The organism is Corynebacterium sp. c8Ua_99, assembly GCF_039907185.1.
Lineage (GTDB): Bacteria > Actinomycetota > Actinomycetes > Mycobacteriales > Mycobacteriaceae > Corynebacterium > Corynebacterium jeikeium_D.
The window spans coordinates 1-24,739 of the sequence record NZ_JASBOG010000022.1; the positions used below are offsets into that span (position 1 = coordinate 1).

The 24,739-nt window shown below is 61.1% G+C and carries 22 protein-coding genes, 1 tRNA gene and 1 riboswitch; of the genes, 18 read left to right on the forward strand and 5 right to left on the reverse strand.

All coding sequences use genetic code 11. The annotated features are described in order from the left end of the window. Positions 1-241 precede the first annotated feature (241 nt). Positions 242-1,231 (forward strand): LLM class flavin-dependent oxidoreductase, encoded by a 990-nt coding sequence (locus QKE19_RS10570; RefSeq protein WP_347891009.1) that lies wholly within the window; start codon positions 242-244, stop codon positions 1,229-1,231. Positions 1,232-1,277: 46 nt separating this feature from the next. On the opposite strand, the gene QKE19_RS10575 is transcribed toward QKE19_RS10570, so the two are convergent. Both QKE19_RS10575 and QKE19_RS10580 read right to left on the reverse strand, forming a co-directional pair. Continuing rightward, positions 1,278-2,126, reverse strand: coding sequence for a CoA transferase (locus QKE19_RS10575; protein ID WP_347891010.1), 849 nt, complete (start codon positions 2,124-2,126; stop codon positions 1,278-1,280). A gap of 9 nt (positions 2,127-2,135) precedes the next feature. Beyond that, a complete protein-coding gene (locus tag QKE19_RS10580; protein WP_347891012.1) occupies positions 2,136-3,161 on the reverse strand; it encodes a prephenate dehydrogenase in 1,026 nt (341 codons plus the stop codon). A gap of 38 nt (positions 3,162-3,199) precedes the next feature. Here QKE19_RS10580 and QKE19_RS10585 point away from each other — a divergent pair, with 38 nt between their 5' ends. From QKE19_RS10585 to QKE19_RS10595, 3 genes are all read left to right on the forward strand, one after another. Continuing rightward, on the forward strand, positions 3,200-3,757 hold the full coding sequence (locus QKE19_RS10585) for a tRNA adenosine deaminase-associated protein (protein WP_005510946.1): 558 nt from the start codon (positions 3,200-3,202) through the stop codon (positions 3,755-3,757). Positions 3,758-3,830: 73 nt separating this feature from the next. Continuing rightward, complete coding sequence (tadA, locus tag QKE19_RS10590; protein ID WP_347891039.1) at positions 3,831-4,313, forward strand: tRNA adenosine(34) deaminase TadA; 483 nt, start codon at positions 3,831-3,833, stop codon at positions 4,311-4,313. Between the two features lie 135 nt (positions 4,314-4,448). Beyond that, on the forward strand, positions 4,449-4,637 hold the full coding sequence (locus QKE19_RS10595) for a CsbD family protein (RefSeq protein ID WP_049190198.1): 189 nt from the start codon (positions 4,449-4,451) through the stop codon (positions 4,635-4,637). Between the two features lie 108 nt (positions 4,638-4,745). Here the strand turns inward: QKE19_RS10595 and QKE19_RS10600 are convergent, their stop codons facing one another. Continuing rightward, the gene (locus QKE19_RS10600) at positions 4,746-5,726 is read right to left on the reverse strand and encodes a diaminopimelate dehydrogenase (RefSeq protein ID WP_070603636.1); all 981 of its coding nucleotides are present in this window, start codon (positions 5,724-5,726) and stop codon (positions 4,746-4,748) included. A gap of 233 nt (positions 5,727-5,959) precedes the next feature. Between QKE19_RS10600 and QKE19_RS10605 the strand changes: the two genes are divergently transcribed. The 5 genes from QKE19_RS10605 (at position 5,960) to QKE19_RS10625 (ending at position 12,865) form a co-directional block, all read left to right on the forward strand. After that, a tRNA-Ser gene (locus QKE19_RS10605) sits at positions 5,960-6,050 on the forward strand. A gap of 426 nt (positions 6,051-6,476) precedes the next feature. Then, on the forward strand, positions 6,477-9,476 hold the full coding sequence (locus QKE19_RS10610) for an MMPL family transporter (RefSeq protein ID WP_347891015.1): 3,000 nt from the start codon (positions 6,477-6,479) through the stop codon (positions 9,474-9,476). 61 nt (positions 9,477-9,537) lie between these two features. Continuing rightward, the gene (tgt, locus tag QKE19_RS10615) at positions 9,538-10,839 is read left to right on the forward strand and encodes a tRNA guanosine(34) transglycosylase Tgt (RefSeq protein ID WP_347891017.1); all 1,302 of its coding nucleotides are present in this window, start codon (positions 9,538-9,540) and stop codon (positions 10,837-10,839) included. Positions 10,840-11,118: 279 nt separating this feature from the next. Next, positions 11,119-12,072, forward strand: a complete 954-nt coding sequence (locus QKE19_RS10620) for an ABC transporter ATP-binding protein (RefSeq protein ID WP_347891019.1) — start codon at positions 11,119-11,121, stop codon at positions 12,070-12,072. 13 nt (positions 12,073-12,085) lie between these two features. Continuing rightward, the gene (locus QKE19_RS10625) at positions 12,086-12,865 is read left to right on the forward strand and encodes an ABC transporter permease (RefSeq protein WP_347891021.1); all 780 of its coding nucleotides are present in this window, start codon (positions 12,086-12,088) and stop codon (positions 12,863-12,865) included. 60 nt (positions 12,866-12,925) lie between these two features. Here the strand turns inward: QKE19_RS10625 and QKE19_RS10630 are convergent, their stop codons facing one another. Beyond that, on the reverse strand, positions 12,926-13,702 hold the full coding sequence (locus QKE19_RS10630; protein WP_049172436.1) for a queuosine precursor transporter: 777 nt from the start codon (positions 13,700-13,702) through the stop codon (positions 12,926-12,928). A gap of 1,162 nt (positions 13,703-14,864) precedes the next feature. Here QKE19_RS10630 and gluQRS point away from each other — a divergent pair. Beyond that, on the forward strand, positions 14,865-15,824 hold the full coding sequence (gene gluQRS, locus QKE19_RS10635; RefSeq protein ID WP_347891023.1) for a tRNA glutamyl-Q(34) synthetase GluQRS: 960 nt from the start codon (positions 14,865-14,867) through the stop codon (positions 15,822-15,824). A gap of 264 nt (positions 15,825-16,088) precedes the next feature. Here gluQRS and QKE19_RS10640 read toward each other — a convergent pair whose 3' ends face one another. Continuing rightward, entirely contained in the window at positions 16,089-16,436 is a 348-nt protein-coding gene (locus tag QKE19_RS10640; RefSeq protein WP_016421859.1) for a DUF4288 domain-containing protein, read from the reverse strand. A 142-nt stretch (positions 16,437-16,578) separates the two neighbouring features. On the opposite strand from QKE19_RS10640, the gene QKE19_RS10645 reads away from it, so the two are divergent. From QKE19_RS10645 to QKE19_RS10680, 8 genes are all read left to right on the forward strand, one after another. Then, a complete protein-coding gene (locus QKE19_RS10645) occupies positions 16,579-17,031 on the forward strand; it encodes a flavodoxin (RefSeq protein WP_069359034.1) in 453 nt (150 codons plus the stop codon). 68 nt (positions 17,032-17,099) lie between these two features. Next, positions 17,100-18,338, forward strand: coding sequence for an Nramp family divalent metal transporter (locus QKE19_RS10650; protein ID WP_347891025.1), 1,239 nt, complete (start codon positions 17,100-17,102; stop codon positions 18,336-18,338). Positions 18,339-18,427: 89 nt separating this feature from the next. Further along, positions 18,428-18,548: riboswitch (SAM riboswitch) on the forward strand. 10 nt (positions 18,549-18,558) lie between these two features. After that, positions 18,559-18,912, forward strand: coding sequence for a hypothetical protein (locus tag QKE19_RS10655; protein ID WP_065428898.1), 354 nt, complete (start codon positions 18,559-18,561; stop codon positions 18,910-18,912). A 77-nt stretch (positions 18,913-18,989) separates the two neighbouring features. Continuing rightward, a complete protein-coding gene (locus tag QKE19_RS10660; protein WP_070858110.1) occupies positions 18,990-20,510 on the forward strand; it encodes an AMP nucleosidase in 1,521 nt (506 codons plus the stop codon). Positions 20,511-20,630: 120 nt separating this feature from the next. Beyond that, on the forward strand, positions 20,631-21,809 hold the full coding sequence (locus tag QKE19_RS10665) for an HNH endonuclease signature motif containing protein (RefSeq protein ID WP_347891028.1): 1,179 nt from the start codon (positions 20,631-20,633) through the stop codon (positions 21,807-21,809). A gap of 37 nt (positions 21,810-21,846) precedes the next feature. Then, on the forward strand, positions 21,847-22,056 hold the full coding sequence (locus QKE19_RS10670; RefSeq protein WP_070603629.1) for a heavy metal-associated domain-containing protein: 210 nt from the start codon (positions 21,847-21,849) through the stop codon (positions 22,054-22,056). Between the two features lie 20 nt (positions 22,057-22,076). Further along, positions 22,077-24,287: a heavy metal translocating P-type ATPase gene (locus tag QKE19_RS10675; RefSeq protein WP_347891030.1), complete on the forward strand. Its 2,211-nt coding sequence runs from the start codon at positions 22,077-22,079 to the stop codon at positions 24,285-24,287. Then, positions 24,280-24,627, forward strand: coding sequence for a metal-sensitive transcriptional regulator (locus tag QKE19_RS10680; RefSeq protein ID WP_016421867.1), 348 nt, complete (start codon positions 24,280-24,282; stop codon positions 24,625-24,627). The genes QKE19_RS10675 and QKE19_RS10680 overlap by 8 nt, the downstream gene beginning before the upstream one ends. Positions 24,628-24,739: the final 112 nt, after the last annotated feature.

Below are 24,739 nucleotides of genomic sequence, written 5' to 3' on the forward strand. Positions count from 1 at the left end.
TATTGGCTCTGCCTGCGCTCATACCGATGAGCTATTCACTTGTGGCCAGGCTATAGCTCATCGATATGTGAATACCTCATCGACAAGTGAATACTACCCACGGGCCACCCACGAGCCCGTCCACCCACGAGCCCGTCCATCCACGAGCCACCTCAAACCCCAAAACCCCAAACCCCAGCGCCTCAGTATTCGAAGCATCTCAAACTCGCAATATCCGCCTAACGGTCTAGACTGTGGAACCATGATTCGTACTGAGTCCATTCTTGACCTTGCTACCGTAGCCTCGGGGCAGTCCCACGCAGACGCCCTACAGGGCTCCATCGATTTGGCGCAGACAGCGGAAAAGGCTGGTTATCAGCGTATTTGGTACGCAGAGCACCACAATATGAACTCCATCGCGTCCTCGTCGCCGGCAGTTCTTATCGCAGCCGTGGCTGCAAAAACCGAGAGCATCACCCTCGGCTCCGGCGGCGTCATGCTGCCGAATCATGCACCGCTGACGGTCGCGGAGCAGTTCGGCACGCTCGCGAATCTGTACCCGGATCGCATCGAGCTGGGGCTTGGTCGTGCGCCGGGCACGGACCAGGCCACTATGCGCGCCCTGCGGCGTGACCCGCGTTCGTCCGATTCCTTCCCGCAGGATGTGCAGGAGCTGCGCGGTTACCTCTCCGACGAGTCGCTGATCAAGGGCATCAACGCGATTCCAGGCCGCGGCACCCATGTGCCGCTGTACATCCTGGGCTCCTCGCTCTTTGGTGCTCAGCTCGCAGCGGCGCTCGGCTTGCCGTACGCATTTGCTTCGCACTTCGCGCCGGACGCGCTTCGCGATGCCATCGCGGTCTACCGCGAGCAGTTCCAGCCTTCTGGGCAGCTGGATAAGCCGTACGCTTTTGCGGCCATGAATGTCATTGCGTCGGAAAGCGAAGAAGACGCACAGCAGCAGTACTTCGCTACCCGCAGGAACATGGTCAGGCGGTTCCTCAGTCGCGGTGGGCATCACCTCACTGACGATGAGGCGGAGATTCTGATGGATACCCCGCAGGGGCGTCAGGTGCAGAATATGTTCCGTCACACGGCGGTCGGCACGGTGGCGCAGGTGCGTGAGCAGATTGCGCAGTTCGGTGAGTACTCGACGGCGGATGAGCTGATTGTGGCTCATCAATCGCTGAAGGTTCCTGACCGACTGCGTTCGGTGGAACTCACTGCGGAGGCCGCGGGGCTGACGGCGTAAGGCTCGGCCCCCGACCCCCGAGGCGCGCGGCCTTAAACTGACCCGCTTACTTCACTGCAGCCAGCGGCAGCGACTTTTCGCTGGCAAGCTGCATGATTTCGGCGTTGGTGCGCTCGCGGAGGAAATTCGCAAGCTCCTCGCGGTTGCTCGCGCGTGTGGCCTCGGTCAGGGCGGCGGCAAAGTGCGGCTCCAGCGCTGCCACGGCCACGTAGCCGTCGGCGCTGGGGTAGAGGCCGTACGTCCACAGGCCGCCACCGAGTAGTCCGCCGGGCGCCGTCATGCCGTACTTCAGCGGCGCGGCACCGGCCTCGCCCGCCTGCTTCAGGCCAATGGGGCAGTGCAGTCCAGGCTGCTTTACGACGTCCGCCCCAGCACCCGCCCGCTTAATCAACCCGGCAAGGGCAGCGGTGACTGCAAAGTGTGCGCCCAGGATGTCGCCTAATAGCACCGGCGGCATGGCCGGAGGCGTGAGAGTTCCGGCCTCTGCCTGGTAGGTCAGGTCGTGGCCAGGTGTTTCTGGAGCTTTGGTATCACCGACAATGTCGATATGCACCGGCCCATTCGGGCGCTCATGGAGACCCGCCAGCCCCATGCGTTCCAGCGCGGAGGGGCGAACCGAGGTGATGACCACATCGGCCTCATCAATCAGCGAGCTCAGCTGTGCGCGGCCCTCATCGCTCTTCAGGTCCGCCTGGATAATCTCGTGACCTGCGGACATAGCTTCATACCAGGGGCGGCCGAAGGAACCGAGCGGGTCGCCTGTGGGTGGTTCGACCTTAATCACCCGGGCGCCTAGCTGGCCCAAATGCTGAGCGGTCAGTGGTCCCGGAACGTTAATGGCGAAGTTGACGACAGTGATGCCTGCGAGGCTGGTGTGCAGCTCGGGGGAAAACATAGTTCCACACTAGAACACATCTACTTGCCCGCCGACGCTTTCGGCCAACTTCAACTGGTTGATCCAGTCGCCCTCGCCGACGCGCAGTCGGAAAATCGGGCGGTGAGCGGGGCGGGCCTCGTAGCGAACACGGGCAATCTGACCGGTTTTGGCCAGGTCCATAGCGGTTCCCTCGGTGGCCAACTGGGTGCGCGCGGCGGTGAGGCGCTCGATGACGTCGTCAAGCGCGGCGAGCACGGGTTCGGTGTTGTTCTCGCACCAGGACATGACCATGTCGGGAGCAGCGGCGGCGACGCGAGTGCAGTCGCGGAAAGAGCCGGCCGCCAGCGAAATGGCCAGAGGACCACCGGCTTCACCGGCGGCGGCAATTGCGTAGGCTGCCAGGTGTGGCATGTGGGAGATGCGGGCGACGCTGGCATCGTGGTGATCGCTTAGCGCTGGAATGAGCTGACTGCCAAGAGCTGCTCCCAAGTTGGCGACCTGCGAAAAGACCTCAATCCAGCGCTCCGGGACGGGCTTGCCCGCAGCGTCGGCAGCAGCTGCCAGGTCGTAGGTGATGACCCAGGGGGCGCCGTCGAAAAGCCCTTCGAGCGTGGCGGACCAGCCCGCCTGCGCGGACCCCGCCATTGGGTGCGCGCCGACGAAGCGTTCCTCCATCCCGCGAGCGGAGACCTCGGCGGCGACGGCCGCCTTCACGGAGACCACATCCGTAATGCCACAGCTGGGGGCGTGCTCATTGACGGCGTCGAGCATCGTGCCGACGACTGTCATGGGGGTGCCGATCACGATGAGCGCGCGGCTGGCCTCCGCGCGTTCGAGCGTGGCTTGAAGATCTGTACTGGCGTCGAATCCCTCCTTCGTGGCTTCCTTGACCGTCGCGGACGAGCGATTCCAACCGAAGCATTCGACGTTATGGGCCCGCAGATCGCGCATCATGGAGCCACCGATGAGGCCCAAACCGAGGATGCATACCGCGGGTAGTTGTGCAGCCGACAGGGAGGACGAAGCAGGGGAGGGGGACTCGAAATTGCTCACCTGACAAGCATGACATACAGCGACTAGCGTTGTGGGTTATGAGCACGACCTTTTCCGGAGGGTACACCTCCGATGACGACCGCTCCTTCGCGGTTGCCGTAACTATGGGGGAGCGCGGTTGGCGCGTCGTCGACCTCGGGGACGACGCCACCGATTCGCTCGCTGACGCCGCACAGGCGCTGCGCAATCTGCGTTCGGAACGCGCTGCTGTCGGAATGCTCAATATCGACGACGACTACTTCATTCTCGTGCGCCAGGGAGTTGGGTCGCTGCGCGTTGTGCTTTCCGACGCTACCGCTGCCGTAACCGATGACATTGCGGCAGATGTGTTCGACGAGCTGGATTTGGATATCCCCGACCTCGACGAGGACGAGCTCGACGATGTCGACGCCTGGGCTGAAGGAGACATGGATATCCTCGCTGACCTGGGTTGTTCGGAGGAAGCCCTGGAGTCTATCTGTGACGATCAGTCACTGTGGGCGTCCGAGCAGCTTCTGGCCATTGCCGAAGAGTTGGGGTGTGCCGAGGAGCTCGCCGATGTCGCTGACCTGGATTACGACGGCGACGATGACGACTACGACCCCTATGACGACTAACCCTGACAAAGGTCATCTGACCGGGCGGCCAAGCGCCCTTGCGGCCAGCCAGCCAGCTGGTCGGCCAAGCGCCCTGCCCCGTCGAAAACAGGACATTCTCGACGAAGAGTGGATGCGCCTGGCTATTGCCGAAGCTGCTCACACGGCACCCGGGGATGTGCCGGTAGGAGCCGTGGTCGTGGATGCCGAGGGCAAGGTTGTGGGCCGGGGTTCGAACCGTCGGGAAGCTGATGGTGACCCGCTTGCCCACGCCGAAGTCATTGCGTTGCGCGAGGCCACCCGCGTCGTTGGTGACGGCTGGCGGCTGGAGCAGTGCACGTTGGTCGTGACGCTGGAGCCGTGCGTGATGTGCGCCGGCGCGTGCGTCATGGGGCGCGTGGGGCGCGTGGTCTTCGGCGCGTGGTCGCCCAAGACCGGCGCGTGCGGCTCTATCGCCGATGTCATCCGCGATCCCGCCCACGCGTTCACGCCGCAGGTGCGCGGGGGTGTGCTTGCCGACGAATGCTCCGTTTACCTGCGGGAATTCTTCGAACGGCAACGACAGTCGGGAGCGTGAGCGGGGTCACAGTTAGGTCACAATTCCCGTCGTGGCCGTGACGGGCCTTCTTTTTCACGTACCGTCGAAGCCAGTGGAGCTGCCTGACGGTGGCTCTAGAGAATAGATAAGTCGTTTACATAGGAGGCTTACATAATGAGCGAGCTGCAGAACAAGGCCGACGAGTTGGGCGGCAAGGTTAAGGAAGCTGCCGGCAACGCCGTTGGCAACGACGACCTGGCAAACCAGGGCAAGGGCGAGCAGGCTGCTTCGAAGGTCAAGCAGGGTGCTGAGGACCTGAAGGACAAGGCCACTGAGACCCTGGGCAAGCTGACTGACAAGTAAAGCGCTTAGTTCTCGGGTAGAGATAACCCCAACCGTCTCCGCGTCTGGTATGCGGAGGCGGTTGGGGTTCTTTGTGTTTCGATGGCCGGCTGCCAGCGTTGGGGCTGGTTACAGCTTCTGGGCCACCAGGTCATCCAGTGGTTCGGCGGACAGTAGGTACGGGGCGATCTCGAAGACGGTACGGGCACCGGTCTCGCCGGCCTGCTTCAGGCGGTAGGCAGCGCGACCGTAGGCAACCTGGACAGCTGCGGTGAAGTCGGGGTTGCGCTCCAGGTCGAGGCCGAACTCGATGACGTGACCGGAGGTACCGGCCTGGCCACGGGTAATGACCTGACCACCGTGCGGCATGCCCTGGTGGTCGCGGTCGAACTCCTCCTCGGAGATGAAGTCCACGATGGTCTCGTAAGGGGCAAAGTAATCCGGCATGGTCACGATGGTTTCGCGGATCTGCTCCTTGAGCTTGGCGTCCTCGTCGGCGTTGCCGGTCTCTTCGGCGACGACGAAGCAGTGGCGCAGGTGGCATTCGTTGCCCTTCAGGTCTGCGCCCTCGCCCTTCTTCACGGCCTCGATAGCTTCCGGGTTCGGCTTGGTGTACTGGACACCCTTCTTTACTCCCGGCACACGACGCACGGCATCGGAGTGGCCCTGCGACAGACCCGGTCCCCAGAAGGTCATCTGGTCTGCGCCCGGCAGGATAGCAGCGCCCAGGACGCGGTTCAGGGAGAACAGGCCCGGATCCCAGCCGGTCGAGATCATGGCGATGTTGTCACCTTCGCGGGCGGCGGCGTCCATGGCCGCGCGGTGCTTCGGAATCTCGTGGTGGTTGTCGTAGGTGTCGACCGTCGTAAAGTTCTTTGCCAGCTCAGGAGCCTGCTCCGGGACATCGGTGGCCGAGCCGAGGCACACGAACAGCACGTCTACCTCATCCTTGTACTTTTCGACATCCGCCGCCGGGAGTACGCGGGCCTCAGTGTCCAGCGAATCGCGACGGGAGAAAACGCCGACGAGTTCCATGTCCGGCTGGTCAGCGATGACCTTTTCGACGCTGCGGCCCAAATTGCCGTAGCCGATGATGGCGGAACGAATCATGAGGGAGAACCCTTTCTGTGTGGCTGTACTTCTGTGTTTAAGTTTCTAGATTTCAAGCTACAGACTATTCCTTCATATCTCAGCGGGCGTTGGCCACCCCGAATAGCGCGGTGGAGGGTTGACGGGCTTGGGGTGGCGCAGGGTGTAGTGCAGCGCGTACGGCTTGGCGGAGGCCTGGCTACTCTGACCTGGGGATTTGGTAGATAAAGGGGCTACCTGTAACGTTTTTTAGCGGTGACGTGTCCGAGCGGCCGAAGGTGAAGCACTCGAAATGCTTTGTGCGGTAACCCCGTACCGAGGGTTCAAATCCCTCCGTCACCGCCAATAAAACCCCCGGTGGTTCCTTTAAGTAGGAGCCCCGGGGGTTTTGCATTTAATCGGCCCTGATTGTCTGGGGGTGGTGGAGGTGTGGGAGGTGTCCGTCGTAAAGCGGCAAATGGTGAGGCGCCCGAACTGGAGCACCTAAGTCCCAAAAATAACATCAGTAACACACACCCCATTGTTCACGTTTATCCGGGAAGTCCGCTACTCTTAGCAAAAGTATTTCCGGTTTTTATGTCGTGCCCGCCCCCAATGACCGCGTCAGCGCCAGAGTTGATGTTGGCCAATCCGGGGTGGTCGCTAGCATCGGAGTAGCGAAGAGGCTTCAAACTGCAGGTGAAGTCCGAGAGAGTGCTTTGTTAGCGCGAACTTGGGGAAGCTGCAGTTGGGGGCGGTCCAGGCGAATATTAGACGTAAGGGAAACTTGACATGGCAAAGGCCTTGTTCAAACTCGGCAGGTTCTCCTACCTGCATAAATGGACTGTGATCATCGCGTGGTTCCTGATTTTGGCGGGGCTGGGCGGTGCAGTTGCCGCATTCCAGAAGGGGTTCATCGACCAGTTCTCGATCCCCGGCATGCCGTCGGCAACGGCTTCGCACGTGATTGAGGAAAAGTTCCCCGATGTTCCGAACCCAATTCGAGAGCAGCGTATTTATGTCGCCTTCGAGGCTCCTGAGGGGCAGAGGCTCGATGACCCACAGAATAAAGAAGCTGTTGACCAGGTCATTAACGGCATCCGCGACAATGTCGGCCAAATCGCCGACGATTTGCAACTTCACAACCCGGTAGACCTCAATCCGAAGATGCAGGCGATGGTCAAGGAACAGGGCATGGCCGCTGGCCTGCCCAAGGATGTTGCCGAGGCCGATGCCAATGCCATGCGTACCGTGTCCGATGACGGTCGCTACGGTATTTCCACCTTCGTTTTCGATGCCAAGATGCCGCAGGACATCGAGCCGGAGAATATGCAGGCGCTTCTCGACGCGATGCAGGCCGGTCGTGACGCAGGTATCAAGGTCGAGGCCTCTGGCCCCGGCATGCAGCCCGCGATTGAGGTAGCTCCGACCTCGGAGATTATCGGTGTGACCGTGGCGTTTATCGTGCTGGTTGTCACCTTCGGCTCTCTGGTGGCTTCGTTCCTGCCTATCGTGACGGCGGTAGTGGGCATCATCATCGGTGTCTTTGGTGTGACATTGATGACCGCATTCACTGACGTCAACTCGATTACCCCGGTGCTTGCCGTCATGTTCGGCCTGGCTGTCGGTATTGACTACGCACTGTTCATCCTCTCTCGCTACAGGGCAGAAAGAGCCCGAGGGATGACCAACGAAGACGCCATCGGCATGGCTACCGGTACGGCTGGCTCCGCTGTGGTTTTCGCTGGCCTCACTGTGATTGTCGCGTTGGCAGCGCTGACGGTTGCCAAGGTGCCGTTCATGTCCCTGATGGGTATTTCGGCGGCAATCACGGTGGCCTTCACAGTGTTGGTCTCTCTGACTCTGCTGCCGGCAGTTATGTCTCTGCTGGGCGACAAGGTCTTCGCTGGTCGCGTGCCTGGTGTTGCCGGCAACCCCTCGCGTAATGCGCGCAAGGGACGCCGCTCTTCCTTCTTCGGCGAGATGACGATGGGGCGCCGCTGGGTCACCTTCGTGCACAAGGCTCCCGGCCTGTTCCTGGTCGGCTGTATTGTCTTGCTGTTGGCGTTGGCCTACCCGGCCATGCACTTGAAGCTGGCGCTGCCGTCGGACTCCACTGCGGCGAAGGACAGCACGAACCGCAAGGCCATCACCATGATTGAAGAGGGCTTCGGCGCGGGACGTAATTCACAGCTCATCATTATTGCCAAGTCGGATGATGTGAAGCCCGACGCACCGGTGCTCAAACCACTTATCGAGTCCCTGAAACAGACCAACCCGGAACTCTCTGACATCGAGGCCGCCCGTAAGGCTTCCTATAGCTACGCTGTCGACCAGTTCAAATCCAATGTCGGTGTCGAGCACATCCAGATGATTGGCATGAATCATGACGGCACTGCGGTCAAGATGATTATGACCCCGAAGTCGGGTCCGCTCGATCCTGCGACCAAGCAGCTGATGAACGCGGTGCGCGATCAGCAGAAGCAGATTGAGCAAACCACCGGCCTATTCACCGGTGTCACTGGCCTGGTTCCTATCGAAATTGACATCACCGACCGTCTCCAGGGCGCAATGCCGCTCTACTTGGGCGTTGTCGTGGGTCTGGCAGTGATTCTGCTACTGATGATTTTCCGCTCCCTGATGGTGCCGGTGACTGCTGGTGTGGGCTTCTTGCTCTCTGTCGCAGCCGCATTCGGTGTCACGGTGGCATTTTTCCAGGATGGCCTCTGGGGAGTGATTAGCACTCCGGGTCCGCTGGTCAGCTTTGTGCCAATCTTCCTCATTGGTGTGACGTTCGGTTTGGCCATGGACTATCAGGTCTTCCTGGTTTCCCGCATGCGCGAGCATTACACCCACAACAAGGGTGAATCCTCGCCAGAATCGAAGTACAACGCGGTCGAAGAATCGGTCGTTGAAGGCTTTACTCTCGGCGCTCGTGTGGTCACGGCCGCTGCGATTATTATGATCTCCGTCTTCGCGGCGTTCGCCGGGCAACCCCTGGCGATCATCAAGGTATTCGGTTTCGCGCTGGGTGCCGCAGTGCTTTTCGACGCCTTCGTTATCCGCATGACCTTCATCCCGGCAGCCATGTTCCTGCTTGGCCGCGCTACTTGGTACATGCCGAAGTGGCTGGACAAGGTGTTGCCTTCTGTGGATGTCGAAGGCTCTGCCCTGGAAGAGGTTTCCGAGGAACTGGTGGAGAAGGGCCGCCGCGAGCGTATGGCTCGCGGTGAGTCCCTGTTGCCCGAAAGCGAAGGCGCTGGGCGTGGCTTTGGCGACGTTGACGCTGATGAGGACGAGGACCAAGCAGACAGTGCCGATGGTGAAGTCGGTGCTGGCGCAGAGGGCGCAGCCGCTGCAACGGGCGCAGCTGGTGGTACCGCTGTGGCTGTCGCGACCAAGAAGCGTAACCGCTGGATTCCGAAGCGGAAGAAGGCAAAGCTGAAGGAGCTCGAACCCGCTGACCAGGCTGAGCAGGCCGAACGCTCTGAGCAGGCCGAACTGTCCGCCCCTACGGCGCCTTTTGATCCGGAGCAGCCGGCACAGCCAGAGCCGACCGAACAGCTCATGCAGCCCGCGCCAGCTGAACCAACCGATGCCCAGCCGAACCCGGAAAGTGCCAAGGACGTCGAGGTCCGCCCGTACTACAGCCCGGCTCGTAAGCGGAAGAAGATTACGGTTGCGGAACTGATGAAGCGCGAAGGACTCGAAGAGGAAGCGCCACGTCGTAGCCGCGCCGTGTGGGACCCGGAAAACGCTGCCCAATCCGAGGAAAACGACAGCGCTGAGTAACGTGCGAATAGCGCCCAGGTAACCTCAAGGCATTAGCACTGGACCACAACCAAGGAGCTTCATGTCGCAGTCGAGGACGACGGGCTTTGACGTCGTAAAGCAAATCGAAGGCGCGCGCGGACGTGCTGGCACCATCCACACCCCGCATGGCGATATTGCTACGCCGGCGTTCATTCCGGTCGGCACGAAGGCGAGCGTGAAGACGCTCACGCCAGAGCAGGTGCGATCCACCGGCGCGCAGGCGATGCTGTCGAATGCGTACCACCTGTACCTGCAGCCCGGCGAGGAAATCGTCGACCAGGCCGGCGGGTTGGCAAAGTTCTCCAACTGGAACGGCCCGACATTCACCGACTCCGGCGGATTCCAGGTGCTCAGCCTCGGCGCGGGCTTTAAGAAGACCCTCGCGATGGACGTCACCGGCATGCAGAAAGACGACATCGTCGCCGAGGGCAAAGAGCGCAACGCGTTCGTCGACGAGGACGGCGTGACTTTCCGCTCGCACATCGATGGCTCCGAGCACCGTTTCACGCCGGAGGTGTCCATGCGTATTCAGCACGCGCTGGGCGCCGACATCATGATGGCGTTTGACGAGCTCACCACGCTGATGAACACCCGCGGCTACCAGGAGGCATCCGTCGAGCGCACGCACCGCTGGGCGCGCCGTTGCCTTCAGGCTCACAACGAGCTGACAGTTTCGCGCGGTCAGGTTGACGCGCATGTCCATTCGCTTGACGACGGCCAGTTGCCCATCCAGCAGTTATTCGGTGTCGTGCAGGGTGCGCAGTATGAAGACCTGCGCCGCAAGGCCGCGCGCGGGCTGGTGGAGCTCTCCCGCGAGTTCGAGGACGCCGGCCAGCTCGGCTTCCACGGCTATGGCATTGGTGGGGCGATTGAGAAGCAGAATCTGGGCCTGATCTGCGGTTGGGTCAACGACGAGCTTCCCGACGACCGCGCCCGCCACCTGCTGGGGATTTCCGAGCCGGACGATATTTTTGCCGCTGTCGAGGCCGGTGCCGACACCTTTGACTGCGTGGCTCCGACGAGGCTTGCCCGACGTGGTGGTGTGTACACGCTCGATGGTCGGATGACCTTGACGAATGCCCGCTTCAAGAACGACTTCCGGCCCGTGGATGCGGAGGTGCCTTCCTATACTTCGCTGAATTATTCCCGGGCCTACCTGCATCATCTGTTGAAGGCCAAGGAGTACCTGGCTGGCACGCTGTGCACGATTCACAACCTGTATTTCATGGTGCAGCTGGTGGAGAACATTCGCGCTGCGATCCTGGAGGACCGGTTCTTCGAGTATCGCGATGAGTTCATGGGCCGCTACTACGCCAACGGTGGCCGTGCGGTGGGGAATTAGGGGACGGCTGGGCTGGGGTGTGCTGGGGAGTGCTTGGGTCGGTTGGGCTGTGGCTGGGCTGTGGCTAGGCTTCTGCCTTTTCGCACTTCACGACAGCCATGTCACCTCGTGCCATCTGTGGAGGTGGCATGAGGTGACACCAGTGGCGTGAAGTGGCAGGGAACACCCGAATCAGTCCAGTGGCGTGAAGTGACGGCTGGGCGGGCCCGGGGGGGGGGAAGCCCAAAACTAGACCTAGCTCTACTGCGCGAGGCAGTCTCAACCGGCATCATGGAGGACATGATCACGGTTGAACGACTCAGCAAGAAGTATGGCTCGAAATTAGCCGTCGATGACCTGTCCTTCACCGTTCCCGACGGTGTAGTGACAGGTTTTCTCGGCCCAAATGGCTCCGGCAAGTCCACCACCATGCGCTGCATGCTGGGCCTCGATGCCCCGACCACGGGCCAGGCCTTGTTCACCGGGACGGATTCCCAGGGCAACACCTACAGCAACCAGCCCTTTTCCACGCTGAAGAATAAGCCCAGCATCGCCGGTGCAATTCTGGATGCCGGTTGGCACAACAAGGCTCGTTCGGGCCGCGCTCATCTGCGGGCCCTCGCCCGCGGTGCCGGCATCCCCGACACCCGCGTGGAGGAGTGCCTTGAGCAGGTCGGTATGACCGAGGCGGCGAAGGACAAGGTCGGCGGCTACTCGCTGGGTATGAAGCAGCGGCTGGGAGTGGCGGCGGCTCTGCTCGGCAAGCCGCAGCATCTGATCTTGGATGAGCCGGTCAACGGCCTGGACCCCGAAGGCGTCTCGTGGATGCGCCACACCATCAAGGCGCTGGCCGCTCAGGGCTGTGCGGTCCTCGTGTCGTCGCACCTCCTTTCCGAGATGCAGCTCACCGCCGACCGCATCGTCGTCATCGGGCGCGGCCGCATGATCGGCGAGTACAGCATGGATGAGTTCCTCGCTGACGGCACGGTCATCGAAGTTGAGGTCGATGATCCGGCACGGCTGCTGCAGGCGTTGGGGCCGGTGGCGCGTGGGGTTGACGTCGATAAGCAATTGCGCATTCCGCTTTACGACGGCATCAGCGAGCAGCAACTCCGCCGCGACATTGCGGCTGCTGCCTTGCGTGAGGGGCTATTGGTGACGCGGTTGCACACGAAGCGCGACAACCTGGAGGAAAAGTTCCTGGCTGCGACCCAGGAATCGCAGGAATACCGCGCGCAGGCGATTGGGCAGTAGGGGAGTGACTGAGATGAGTTTTGGAAACGCTTTGCGGTCGGAATGGACGAAGCTAGCCAGCCTGCGTGGCACGTGGGTGTATGTGGTGCTGTTGGTCGGTTCGATAGCTGGGCCGATGGCGGCTTTCAGCATGGCGGCGGATGCTGGTGCGACCGCTGATTGGGAATTACTGCTGTTGGGGACCGTGATCTTCAACATGATTGTGATTGCCTTTGGCGGCTCCACCCTGGCGGGTGAGTACAACGATCAGATGAATGCGCATGCGTTCTTGACGCAGGACCGAAGGAGTCTGTGGCTGTCCGCGCGGATGACGCTGACGCTTGTGTTGATTGCTGTCTGTTGGCTCATCGGTGTGGCGCTTGCTTGGTTATCGGTGACGGTTTCCCCGCGCGTGGAGTTCAAGGGCGGCGACGCTGCCACGGACATGCTCGCCGGAGTGCTTGGCTTTGTAGTGTTTGGACTAATCGCGATGTCGCTGGGAGTGTTGACGCGCTCGCGCGTGGCCGCTGTCGCTATTCCGCTGGTGTGGATTCTGGTGGTGGAAAGCATGCTGGAGTTCGCGGCGCTCGCGTATGCGATTTTCCGGCCACTGTGGCTGGTCACGCCGGGTGCACGCATTCAGCAGTTGTCAACGCAGCTGGGTGGTCTGATGGCAAATCCGGAGAATCCTCGCACCGGGTTTGAAGCTGGGATGACGCAGCCGATGTGGTTCAACATCGTGGTGCTGGTGGCCTGGATTGTTGTGGCTGTTGGCGTTGCTCATTGGGCCAATGCCAAACGGGATGTGAAGTAAAAAACAAAAAGTGCCGCGACTACTCGCATCTCAGGCGAGGTCGCGGCACTTTTTTCGTCGTTAAGCGGGAACGTGCGTGTCGTAGTAGCCTTCGCGGCGCTTGACCCACGCGATGACGGCGTAGGTGACTGGCATGACTACAATTTCGACGGCGGTCTTCCAGATGAAGCCGACGATGACGTAGTTGACGAAGGTACCCCAGGTGTCGATGCCGATCGCGGTGGCGGCGATGGAGCAGAAGATGAGCGTATCGACGAACTCGCCGACCACAGTCGAGCCCATCAGGCGCGCCCAGAGAGCCTTTTCACCCGTGCGCTTCTTAATGGCGTTGAGCGACCAGGCGTTGAGCAGCTGACCGACGACATAACCGGCCAGACCTGCGAGAACAAGCTGCGGGACGGTGCCCAGCACGGTGGCGAATGCTTCCTGATTTTCGTACCACGGCGCCGCCGGGAGCTTGATGGCGGCAAAGAAGCAGAGCATTGCGCCGGCGAGGATGGCGAAACCGGTCCACACGGTGCGGCGGGTGGCTTTGTAGCCGTAGCACTCGGAAAGCACGTCGCCGATGACGTAGCTCAAGGGGAAGAGGAAGAAGGCACCGTCGGTGGCCAGGCCGAAGATTTCCACGCCCTTGGTGGCGGTGATGTTGGAGACAATCAGCACGCCGATGAAAATCGCCGTGAACATCGGGTACAGCGATTTCGGTACCGGGATGTGGCGTGGAGTGTGTGCTGTGGATTCGGACTTAGTTGCGTTCTCGGGCGCGTGCGAGGTGCTCACAGCGGCAGCCTCGGCGTTGCCCGGCCCAGACTTGGGCAGGTTTTCGTTATTTGTCACGGGAGGGAATGTTACCTGCCGCTTAGGGCTCCAAGCGAGCGCCGATGAAGTCTTCGAGGTTGAATTTTTCTAGCGAGAGCCGAAATCTCCGGGGGTCCAGTCTCTCTGTGAGCCGCTAGGATTTCTTCTCGTAACTAATATTTTTCATACGAATGCTGCAAATAAATAGTGCAATGCAGCTAACGATGAGAGACACTAGAGAAATTTCAGAATAGAGCAATGCCCTGTCGGCCTTTGTAGTGACAGCGGTTGTGCTCATGTGAGTAGTTTGCTGAGCAAGCTGTCCCAGCGTATACATGCCATTTGCGATACCTAGTATGCAAAGAATGCTTACCGCTATTCCTGCAGCGGAAATGAACTGTAGTGATTTTATCTGTAGATGTGGTGACATTGCTCACCTCGGAAAGATCCACTTACGAAAAGGCGGGCGCACATCATTCCAGGTTGGATATCAAAGTTCTTGAGTGGCGCATGCCCCACCATTCCGAATTGACAACCGTTATGTATGCCAGTCGATCTAGTAGATACAATTCGGCCGAAATTATCGCGATTTTGGAAGTCGAAACGATAATTGCAAATATTCGCAGGTGCGCTGTATGTGGCAGTTTCTTCGTTAATGTGAGTGCGCTGGCCATCAATGCGGTGGAAGATTTGTCCGCCGGGAACTGGGATGTTTACCCCTCCAAATTGGTAGTGGAATGCTGGAATCCATGCATATCCTGAAGCGCTTCTCACGGCGGAAGTAGCTGTCGATGTTTTGGGAACATAATCATATGATGCAGGGTTGTTGCTCTGTGCGCTGCCTCCAAAGACGGTTGTTCCCTGGTCGAGTAATGTGTCAGCGCTATGTGGGCTTGCGGAGGCTGTTCCTGGATGCATTGCGCAAAGAGATGTGACGGTAGCGCTTACAGCTAGGATTAATGATGTGAATTTACGACGGGTTATGTGTCCCTTTTTAGTCATTATTGAGTGTCTTCAAATATGTTTGATAGGCCGACATGGGAAAACTATAACAAAATAATTAATGTCCTATGGGGATTAATGACGTTATTTTGGTAACCGTCTAATCTGGGGGTAGCCGATAGTCAATATGTAAGATTGTATGAACTTTAATTGGATGAAGGGATTGTCGCATTTCTTCTAGTCGGCTCGCTAATCTGTAATGGTGGCCAATTTAAAGCAAGCGATAACCATCAACTGTTCAACGCTCCTACCTCCCACCGGCCGCTACGCCCCTTCGCCGACCGGTCGGCTGCACCTGGGAAATCTGCGCACCGCGGTTCTCGCGTGGGCGCACGCCCGCGCGCAGGGTGGCCGCTTCATCGTGCGTATCGAGGACATCGACCGCCAGCGCTCCCGCCCCGAGTATGAGGCGCAGCAGCTCGCCGATCTGGAGGCCATCGGCATCGACTGGGATGGCACGCCGGTCCGCCAGTCTGAACGCTCTGACCTGTATGAATCCGCGCTCGCCAACCTCACGCAACGCGGCTTGACCTATCCCTGCTTCTGCACTCGCCGCGAAATCCTCGCCGCCTCCTCCGCGCCGCATGGCGTGCCAGGTCAGTATCCCGGCACGTGCCGTTTGCTTGACGACGAGCACCTCGCCGCGAAAAAGGCCGAATTTGCGGCAGCGGGGAGGAGGTCGTCGTTACGCCTGAAATCGCAGGTGCGTGAGGGGGCCGCGACCGATGAACTGCATGGCGAGATTACCGCTCCGATCGATGACTTTGTCCTCCAGCGTGCCGATGGCATGTGGGCCTACAACCTGGCGGTCGTCGTCGATGATGCCGAGCAGGGTGTCACCGAGGTTGTGCGTGGCGATGACCTGATGTCCTCGGCCCCGCGGCAGGCGTACTTAGCCGGATTGCTCGGTCACACCGCACCTTCGTTCGTGCACGTTCCGCTGGTGGTGAACTCTGAAGGGCGGCGACTGTCCAAGCGCGATGGCGACGTGACTCTCGGTGAGGTGCCCGCGGATGCAGCGCAGCGGTGGATTTTGGATTCGCTCGGTGGCGGTGATGGCATCGATGGTGGCGGGAGCCTAGAGCTCGACTCCATTGCCGACCTTCCGGAGGCCCTGCGTGCGGGTCTGGAAATTCCGCGCGAACAGGTGATTTTCTAGGGCCCGCCGAGAACTATCGCTAGCGCATACGTTATCGGCAAGAGTGTGAAAGCAACTAGTGCCGCCACAATCGTCAAACCGTTTGATCGGGCTTTCAGCGCTGTTAGGAAGCTGATTAGGCCGAATCCGAAGACACCGACAGCGAGGGGTATTGTCCAGGCATCGGAGAGTGCAGTGCTGACGAAAAACAGTCCAATGTAGCAAGCCAAGGCTAAGAGAAGTGCAGCAACTGCAAAATTGCGGGAGCGGTTCATGATATGGGTCTTAGGATTCCGCTAGAGGATCTTTGCCACCTAATTTCATTTCGAAGCGTTTGTAATCCTCGAGGGATGCGAAGTGGCGAGAATAGATGTCGATGTCTGTATCGACGCGACCGTAAAGAGCGGGGGCGACATCGACGATGTGGCGCAACGTGACAGATCCTCCCGAGTGGGAAGGATCTTCTGGGGCTAATTCATTTTCGTGGGCTAATGCTTCGACCTGCGCGTATGCGGCGCTATCAGAATCGGCAAAGACAATGTATAAGTCCTCACGGAAGAAGCTCTCATTCGCCGAGGTTGAATCTCTTTGCTTTGTTAACTCAAAAACTGCAATTCCGATGTATGGTTCCATCTATTTTTCCGTTCTTCGATTGCCGCCTAGTTCAGTACGAATTTGAGGCTTTCTTACTGGACGCCACGTTTACTCGAATTGATAAACATTGGATTGTTGCTGAAACCTGCGCTTACCCTATCACTGCCGATACCCTCGGGGCATGCCTACTCTTCTAGTCGTCCACCATTCCCCGACCCCGCTTCTGCAGGAAGTCTTAAGCCATGCGCTCGAGGGGGCCAACGACCCCGCGCTAGAGGGCGTGGATGTCAAGGTTGTCGAGGCTCTCGACGCCACCATCGATGACCTGACCAGCGCCGACGCCATCCTGCTCGGTACCTCCGCCAACTTTGGATACATCTCCGGCGCGCTCAAGCACTTCTTCGACACCACCTTCCGGGAGGCACAGGAAGTTACCAAGGGGCTGCCATTTTCCTACTGGATCCGCGGCGGCTTCGACACCACCGGCGCGGAAAACGCCATGAAAACCATCACGACCGGCTACAAGTGGGAGCTTGCGGCCGAACCCGTCGTGTTCGTCGGCTCGCTTGACGACGACATCCCCGACCGCCTGGTAAATCTCGGTGGCACCATGGCTGCCCAAATTTTGGGCTGATTGAAGATTTAGTGTCGAGGCCGTGAAATAATGGCCGGGTGAAAGATTCAGGGGCACAAGGGTCGCAAGTGACGTGGTCAAGCGAGAAAAACCGCAAGCCCATGACGAGTCTGTTGGGACCTGCGTTTGTGGCGGCGATTGCCTACGTGGACCCCGGAAATGTGGCTGCGAACCTGTCTGCGGGCGCGAGCTACGGGTATCTGCTGCTGTGGGTGTTGGTGGTGTCCAACCTTATGGCGATGGTTGTGCAGTACCTGTCGGCGAAGTATGGCCTGGTGACGGGGCGGTCGCTAACTGAGGGCGTTGCCGACCGCTTCGGTTCGAACCGGCCGGGGCGGCTGGCGTACTGGGTGCAGGCCGAGATTGTGGCGGCAGCGACGGATGTGGCGGAAATTATTGGTGGCGCCACCGCGCTGTACCTGCTCTTCGGGACGCCGATGCTGCTCGGTGGCGTCATTGTTGGCGTGGTCTCGCTGGGGCTGTTGCTGCTGCAGGGTGGGCGTTCGCAACGCACTTTTGAGGGCGTGATTGTGGCGTTCCTGCTGGTCATTACGGTGGGGTTCCTGGCCGGGCTGTTTGTCACGGGCCTGAGTCTCGGGGAGATGGCCAGCGGAATTCTGCCGCGTTTCCAAGGCGCGCACACCGTGGTGCTGGCGGCATCCATGCTGGGTGCGACCGTGATGCCGCATGCGGTCTACCTGCACTCCGGGCTGGTGCGCGACCGCGAGTACAAGGTGGAAGATGACTCCTCGCTGCGCCAGCACCTACGGGCCACGCGCCTCGATGTCTTCGGTGCCCTCGTGCTGGCTGGGTCGGTGAATATCGGCATGCTGTGTCTCGCGGCCGAAGCACTTCCGGGAGTGGAGGGGACTGACTCCATCGAAGGCGCTCACGCTGCCGTGACCAGCGTGCTTGGCCCCGTGGTGGGCGTGCTCTTCGGCGTTGGGTTGTTGGCCTCCGGGCTGGCGTCGTCCTCTGTCGGTTGCTACGCCGGTGACCTGATTATGCGCGACCTGCTGAAGGTGCACGTGCCGTTGCTGGTGCGCCGAATAGTCACCATCATTCCGGCGCTGCTCATTATCGCCAGCGGCGTGGAGCCGACGTGGGCGCTGGTGCTCAGTCAGGTGGTGCTGTCGATTGGCATCCCGTTTGCGCTGGTCCCGCTGGTGCGCATGACCTCCTCGCGTGCCGAGATGGGCATCTGGGCCAACACCCCACTACTGCGCCGAGTTGCGTGGATTATCTGCGGGCTCATTATCGCGCTCAACGTGGCGCTGGTGGTCCTGGTGCTGACGGGGAGGGGGTAGCTTCCGGGAGTGGCGGGGTGGGGCCTCGTCGTAAAGCGTGCGAGAGATGGTAGACAAAGCTGTCTAGTTGGTGTTAGGGTGGGCGACACGATCACAAGATATCGACGAGAAATGGCCTTTGACAGCGTCGATAGGCAACCGCCCGATTCGCGGACCCGGTGCCCCAAAGGAAGATCAGCCCCACAGACCGCCTGCGGGGAAGAGCGAATAGGAGCGCCAAATGCACACCACAATAAGCGACGTCCACATCATCCGCCTCAGCCGTCACACTGCTGACCTCCTCGTCGACGGCCGACCCGTCGCCATCCGGCTGCAAGAAGCCGACATCGACCCCCACTCCCGGAATCTCGTCCAACTACCCGTCGACCCCGCCTTCTACGCCACCCTCCGCGGCCAGCAACGCGCCGACTACCTCAGCGCCCACGTCCGCGACGGCGTACGCTACGGCCGCATCCTCTGGCACGAGCTTGACGACGGTCGCCACTTCCTCACCATCCCCACCATCGGCGGCTACCACGTACACCAGGTCTTCGAGGTCCGCCGCAGCCGCGAAGGAGTGTGGAGCCGGCACTGAGCTGGTTGCGTGCGCGTGCCTGGCGTGATGAGCGCGGCGCGGATGCGCGCGGGAACCTCTCCGCCTAGCCTTGGGCTATGCAGGTACGAGACTCCGCAACACCCCCGTTCTGGCCCACCGAAGGCGAAGGCGACTTCTACACCGACGCCGCCGCAGCCGTCGACCGGCTCACCGAAATCCACCGGGCAGGGATGGCCTACCTAGTCGAGCAGTACACCGCCGCCACCGAAGGAAATTCCGGGAGTGGGCCGGTGCGCGCCTACTACCCCGAACTACGCTTCACCGTCCCGGCCGGCAGCGCCGTCGAGGATGTCGACCCCTCCCTGTCACACGGCTTCGTCGACCGTCCGGGAGTGTATGCCACCACCATCACCCGCCCGGTGATGTTCCGCACCTACCTCATCGAGCAAATTACCGACCTGCTCGCCAACCACGGCGGCGAAGTCGAGGTGCGCGTCTCCGACCAGCCCATCCCACTCCGGATGTGCCGCGGATTCGACGCGGCCGCCGAGGAAGCGGCGGGGAGGGAAGGGGCGTCGGCAAGCATGCTGGCGGCAGTGGAGAAGACGTTTACCCCCATCGACTCCGCCAGCATCGACGACACCATCGCCGACGGCGAAGCCGACTACCTGGGCCTGCTCATCAAACCCTTGAGCCTCTTTACCGCCCAGCGCATCGACCTCGCCCTCCAGCGCCTCGAGCACTACACCGGGTCGCACGCCGCAAACATCCAGCGCTTCGTGCTATTTACCAACTACCAGCTGCACACGGACGTGTTCCTCGAATACGCCGCCACCCTCACTCCCGGAAATCCGCACGGGTACACGGCGCTGGCGTGCCCGGGTGGGCAGCGCTACGACATCGGCGCCATCCCCACTCCCGGAATTTGCCGTCAGCACGCGTACGCCTCGCAGATGCCGGCGTACCACTTGCTTCGCGACGACCAATGCGGCATCACCATCATTGACATCGGCGTCGGCCCCTCGAATGCCAAAACCATCACCGACTGCCTCGCCGTCACGCGCCCGCACTGCTGGATGATGGTCGGACACTGCGCCGGTCTCGACGGCCGCATGCGCATCGGCGACATGATTCTCGCCAACGGTTACGACCGCGCCGACGGAGTCCTCGACAACTACGTGCCCCTGGAAAAACCCATCCCGCCAATTGCGGAAATTCAGCTCGCCGTCACCAACGCGCTCGCCCGCGTCTCCGGACTCACCGGCGATGAGCTGAAAAAGCGCCTGCGCACCGGCACCGTGCTGTCGACCTCCGACCGCAACTGGGAGTGGCGCTCCCAGACCGACCTCTACCGAGAGCTGCAGAAATCCACCGCCATCGGCGTCGAAATGGAATCCGCCACCATCGCCGCCAACGGCTACCGCTTCCGCGTGCCCTACGGCGCGCTACTCAGCGTCTCCGACATGCCGCTGCACGACAAGCCCAAACTCCCGAAATCCGCCCGCGAGTTCTACCAGTCCTCCAAGGAAGAGCACCTCATGGCCGCCGTGCGCGCGTGCGAGGACATGGCCGCCGCTCCCGACACCCTCCACTCCCGGAAGTTACGTCGGCCGGTGGGAGAGGTCGCGTTCCGGTAGGGCACCATCGGGAGTGCGTCGTCAAGCCCGTTTGTGCAGATTGTGCATGCTTTACGACGGCTGTGGACAACGCCAAAAAGCGATTGAAGCCGCCCACTCCCGGAAACTAGCCTTAGCCCCATGACGACATTGGGACTGCTCAGCGCGCTGGCGACACGGGGTATTGACGTGCTCGCGGACCTGCGCGCCGCACTCCCGGAAAAATCCACCGGGCACCGGGAGTTGGCAGCCAGCATCGGCTTCGACCCCTTCCGCCTCAAGCGCCTGCTGCGCTGTGCCGAGCGGCTGTTCGGCACCGTCGAGGGCGATGTGGACGTCGAATCCCGCGACAAGGCCGTCGCAATCGCCCGGGAGCTGAAGCTGTCGCTGGACACGGTCATGCAGATCGACAAGCGCTCCGGGCAGCTCAACAACGTCGAAATCCGGGAGTACTACCGCCTGGACTTCACCCGCGCCGCCGCGGCCTACGACTTCGAGGGCCTCGACACCTACATGCGAACCAAGGTCAAGGAGCTCAACCGCACCGACGAGCCGCCGCAGCACCTGCGCGCCCACGTCTCCCGGAATCCGGACATCCGCGGGATGAAGCATCTGCAGGTCACCGGTCCGGCGAACATGATTGACGACCTGGTCGCGCCGCTGACCGTGCGCGCAGCTGAAATCGCCAAAGCGCACGAGGATTACACCCGGGATCGGTGCGTCGGTCAAGCGCTGGCAGAACGCCTGGCACACGGGTCGGAGGGGCCGCTTGACGACGTCGACAAGCTCCGTTACCAGCCCGCGCTCATCGTAACCGCGCAAGACATCGTGGAGTACAGCCCGCGGTTTGCGGCGACCTCCAACGGATCCGTCCTCACTCCCGGACAATTCGTCGAGGCATTGCTCGCGGACACCGGCTGGGTGCTGGTCTACGACGAGCACAACACTCCGACCGACCTACTCCCGATACACAACCCGCGCCTGGCGACGGAGGAACAGCGCATCGCGATGATCCTCGACAACCCCATCTGCGCGTGGCCCGGGTGCCCGCGCCCCGCCCACGCCGGGCAGGCCCATCACCTGGTCGCCAGGAAAAACGGCGGCGCCACGACTATGGAAAACATGGTCATGACCTGCAAAGAACACAACGCCGCCAACGATGACGACAGGCAAGGCCTCAACGGGCACCTCGAGCGTGACGACGGCTCCGGCGCGGTCTACCGTCGCCCGCCGTCTCCGCACGCGCCGCCCGAATTCAACCTTGCCTTCCCGACAGCTCTCGCGGGGCGGGCCTACTCGGGCTACCGTCAGCGCGAATAGCTTTACAGATATACCCGTAGGGGGTATACTTTGGGGTATGGCTAATCAAACTTTTACTGTTACTGGCATGACATGCGGACACTGCGAGGCATCGGTGCGGGAGGAAGTCTCTGAACTCCCGGGAATCACTGATGTCCAGGTTGACCGCTCCCGGAATTTCCTTTCCGTGACCTCGAATGCAGACATTGACACCGCTGCCGTAATCGCAGCAGTGGATGAAGCTGGCTACAAGGCGGTCGCAAACTAAACCCCCAAAGAGGAAAGCGGATGTCTGAGCAGCAACTTCTCACCCTTGATATCCCCGTCGGCGGGATGACGTGTGCGTCGTGCGCAAACCGTATCCAACGCAAGCTGAACAAACTTGATGGCGTTAACGCGAGCGTGAACTATGCGACCGAGAAGGCGCATGTGGAGGCGCCGGCGGACATCAACCCGCAGCAACTGATCGACACAATCGTGGCAGCGGGGTACACCGCTGAGCTTCCGCAGGAGGAGCCCGAACAGGAACCGGGTGCTGCTCCCGAAGGGAAAGACCGGGAGCTGGAAGACCTGCGCAACCGAGTCATCGGCGCTGTCATCCTCACCGCTCCCGTCATCGCAATGTCGATGATCCCTGCCCTCCAGTTCACTAATTGGCAGTGGCTGTGTCTCACGCTCTCGGCGCCGGTCTTTGTGTGGGCCGGCTGGCCGTTCCACCGCGCGACACTGAAGAATCTGCGTCATGGCGAGGTCACCATGGACACGCTGATCACTATGGGGACGACCGCTTCGTTCCTCTGGAGTGTGTGGGCGTTGTTCTTCGGGCGTGCCGGGCTGCCGGGGCTCAAGCACGAGTTCCACTTCACGGTCACTCCTGGTGATGCCGATATGAACATCTACCTCGAGGCGATGGCCGGCATCATCATGTTTGTGCTGATTGGTCGTTACTTCGAGAAGCGCTCCAAGCGCAACGCCGGTCAGGCACTCCGGGAGTTGATGAAGCTTGGCGCCAAGGATGTCTCCGTTCTCGAAAGTTCGGGAGTGGAGAAGCGGCTGCCCGTGGAACAGCTCCGTCCGGGAGTGGTGTTCGTCGTTAGGCCTGGTGAGAAGATCGCGACGGACGGCGTTGTCGTGGAGGGCGCGTCGGCGGTGGATGCGTCGATGCTGACCGGCGAGCCGATGCCTGTCGAGGTCGGCCCTGGCGATGAGGTGACGGGGGCGACGATCAATACGTCAGGGCGGCTGCTCGTGCGGGCGACGCGCGTGGGCTCGGAGACGCAGTTGGCGCAGATGGCGGCGATGGTCGAGGCGGCGCAGACGGGTAAGGCGCCGGTGCAGCGGCTGGCGGATCGGGTTTCGGGAGTGTTCGTGCCCGCCGTCATCGCGATCGCCGCGGTCACGCTGGGCGCGTGGTTGCTTACGGGGCACGGCGCGAGTGAGGCGGTCACGGCTGCGGTCGCCGTGCTCATCATCGCGTGCCCGTGTGCGCTTGGCTTAGCGACGCCCACAGCGCTCCTGGTCGGCACGAGTGAAGGTGCCAAGGCTGGTGTGCTGCTGCGTGGCCCGGAGGTGCTGGAGTCGGCGCGGAAGGTCGACACGGTTGTGCTGGATAAGACCGGCACGGTGACTACGGGTGTGATGGAGTTGACGGAGGCCCCTCCCACTCCCGAAAATCTGCTGCCGCTTGCCGCTTCGGTGGAGGCAGCGTCGCATCACCCGATTGCGCAGGCTATTGTGCGTGCGGCGGATCCGGATTCTCTACTCCCGGTTTCGGATTTCCGGGATATTCCGGGAGTGGGGGTTGAAGGCACCGTGGATGGCCACCGCATCGAGGTCGGTCGCTCCGGGGAAAATTCCGGGAGTGGGGGGACGGTGGTTGCGGTGCGCCGCGACGGCGAGCTCCTGGGCACGTTGGAGGTGTCGGATTCGGTGAAGCCGACGTCGGCGGCTGCGGTCGCGAAATTCCGGGAGTGGGGGGTGCGGCCGATTCTGCTGACCGGCGACGCCGCCGGCCCGGCGTTTCGGGTCGCAGATGAGGTCGGTATTGCTCGCGAGGATGTGATTTCGGGAGTGATGCCGGAGGATAAGGTCGCGACGATTGAGAAGTTGCAGGCTGGCGGCGCGTGTGTGGCGATGGTCGGCGATGGCATCAATGATGCTGCGGCTCTTGCGCAGGCGGATTTGGGCATGGCGATGGGCACGGGCACCGATGTGGCGATGGAGGCTGCGGATATCACGCTGGTGCGTGGTGATCTGTTGGCGGCTGCGGATGCGCTGCGGTTGTCACGCCGGACGCTCCGCACGATTCGTTCGAATCTTTTTTGGGCGTTTTTCTACAACGTTTTGGCAATTCCTGTCGCCGCGCTGGGGTTGTTGAATCCGATGTTGGCTGGCGCTGCGATGGCGTTTTCGTCGGTTTTTGTGGTCGGCAACAGTCTGCGTCTGCGCGGTTTTTCTCCGAGTCAACCAGCTATTCAAAAAGGAGTAACTCATGAGTGAGTCTTGTTGTTCGTCGCAATCGCATTCGCTTGACGACGATTCTTGCTGCCATGACACCACTGATCCCGGTTACCTCGCGGAGAAGCGGCGTTATGAATCCCGTATCCGTCGCATTGAGGGGCAGGTTCGTGGCATTGGTCGGATGATTGAGAACGAAGAGTACTGTATTGATGTTTTGACCCAGATTTCGGCGGTGAATTCGGCGTTGAAGTCGTTGGCGTTAACTCTTCTGGATGCTCACCTTCATCACTGTGTGGTGCATGCGGCTGAGGGCGGCCCGGAGGAGTTGGACGCCAAGCTGGAGGAGGCCTCGGCGGCGATTGCTCGGCTGGCTAAGTAACTCCCGGAAAAATTCCGGGAGTGGGGGGCGAAACAGCATTCGGCAACTGGCGTCGGCAGTCGGCAACCGGAGTTGGTTGCTGTTGGTGGCACCGATTGCGAAGAAGTACCGC

Coding starts and splice junctions, on each gene's coding strand:
- QKE19_RS10570 (WP_347891009.1), top strand. CDS start 242: ATGATTCGTACTGAGTCCATTCTTGACCTTGCTACCGTAGCCTCGGGG.
- QKE19_RS10575 (WP_347891010.1), bottom strand. CDS start 2,126: ATGTTTTCCCCCGAGCTGCACACCAGCCTCGCAGGCATCACTGTCGTC.
- QKE19_RS10585 (WP_005510946.1), top strand. CDS start 3,200: ATGAGCACGACCTTTTCCGGAGGGTACACCTCCGATGACGACCGCTCC.
- QKE19_RS10595 (WP_049190198.1), top strand. CDS start 4,449: ATGAGCGAGCTGCAGAACAAGGCCGACGAGTTGGGCGGCAAGGTTAAG.
- QKE19_RS10600 (WP_070603636.1), bottom strand. CDS start 5,726: ATGATTCGTTCCGCCATCATCGGCTACGGCAATTTGGGCCGCAGCGTC.
- QKE19_RS10610 (WP_347891015.1), top strand. CDS start 6,477: ATGGCAAAGGCCTTGTTCAAACTCGGCAGGTTCTCCTACCTGCATAAA.
- tgt (WP_347891017.1), top strand. CDS start 9,538: ATGTCGCAGTCGAGGACGACGGGCTTTGACGTCGTAAAGCAAATCGAA.
- QKE19_RS10620 (WP_347891019.1), top strand. CDS start 11,119: ATGATCACGGTTGAACGACTCAGCAAGAAGTATGGCTCGAAATTAGCC.
- QKE19_RS10625 (WP_347891021.1), top strand. CDS start 12,086: ATGAGTTTTGGAAACGCTTTGCGGTCGGAATGGACGAAGCTAGCCAGC.
- gluQRS (WP_347891023.1), top strand. CDS start 14,865: ATGGTGGCCAATTTAAAGCAAGCGATAACCATCAACTGTTCAACGCTC.
- QKE19_RS10640 (WP_016421859.1), bottom strand. CDS start 16,436: ATGGAACCATACATCGGAATTGCAGTTTTTGAGTTAACAAAGCAAAGA.
- QKE19_RS10645 (WP_069359034.1), top strand. CDS start 16,579: ATGCCTACTCTTCTAGTCGTCCACCATTCCCCGACCCCGCTTCTGCAG.
- QKE19_RS10655 (WP_065428898.1), top strand. CDS start 18,559: ATGCACACCACAATAAGCGACGTCCACATCATCCGCCTCAGCCGTCAC.
- QKE19_RS10660 (WP_070858110.1), top strand. CDS start 18,990: ATGCAGGTACGAGACTCCGCAACACCCCCGTTCTGGCCCACCGAAGGC.
- QKE19_RS10665 (WP_347891028.1), top strand. CDS start 20,631: ATGACGACATTGGGACTGCTCAGCGCGCTGGCGACACGGGGTATTGAC.
- QKE19_RS10670 (WP_070603629.1), top strand. CDS start 21,847: ATGGCTAATCAAACTTTTACTGTTACTGGCATGACATGCGGACACTGC.
- QKE19_RS10675 (WP_347891030.1), top strand. CDS start 22,077: ATGTCTGAGCAGCAACTTCTCACCCTTGATATCCCCGTCGGCGGGATG.
- QKE19_RS10680 (WP_016421867.1), top strand. CDS start 24,280: ATGAGTGAGTCTTGTTGTTCGTCGCAATCGCATTCGCTTGACGACGAT.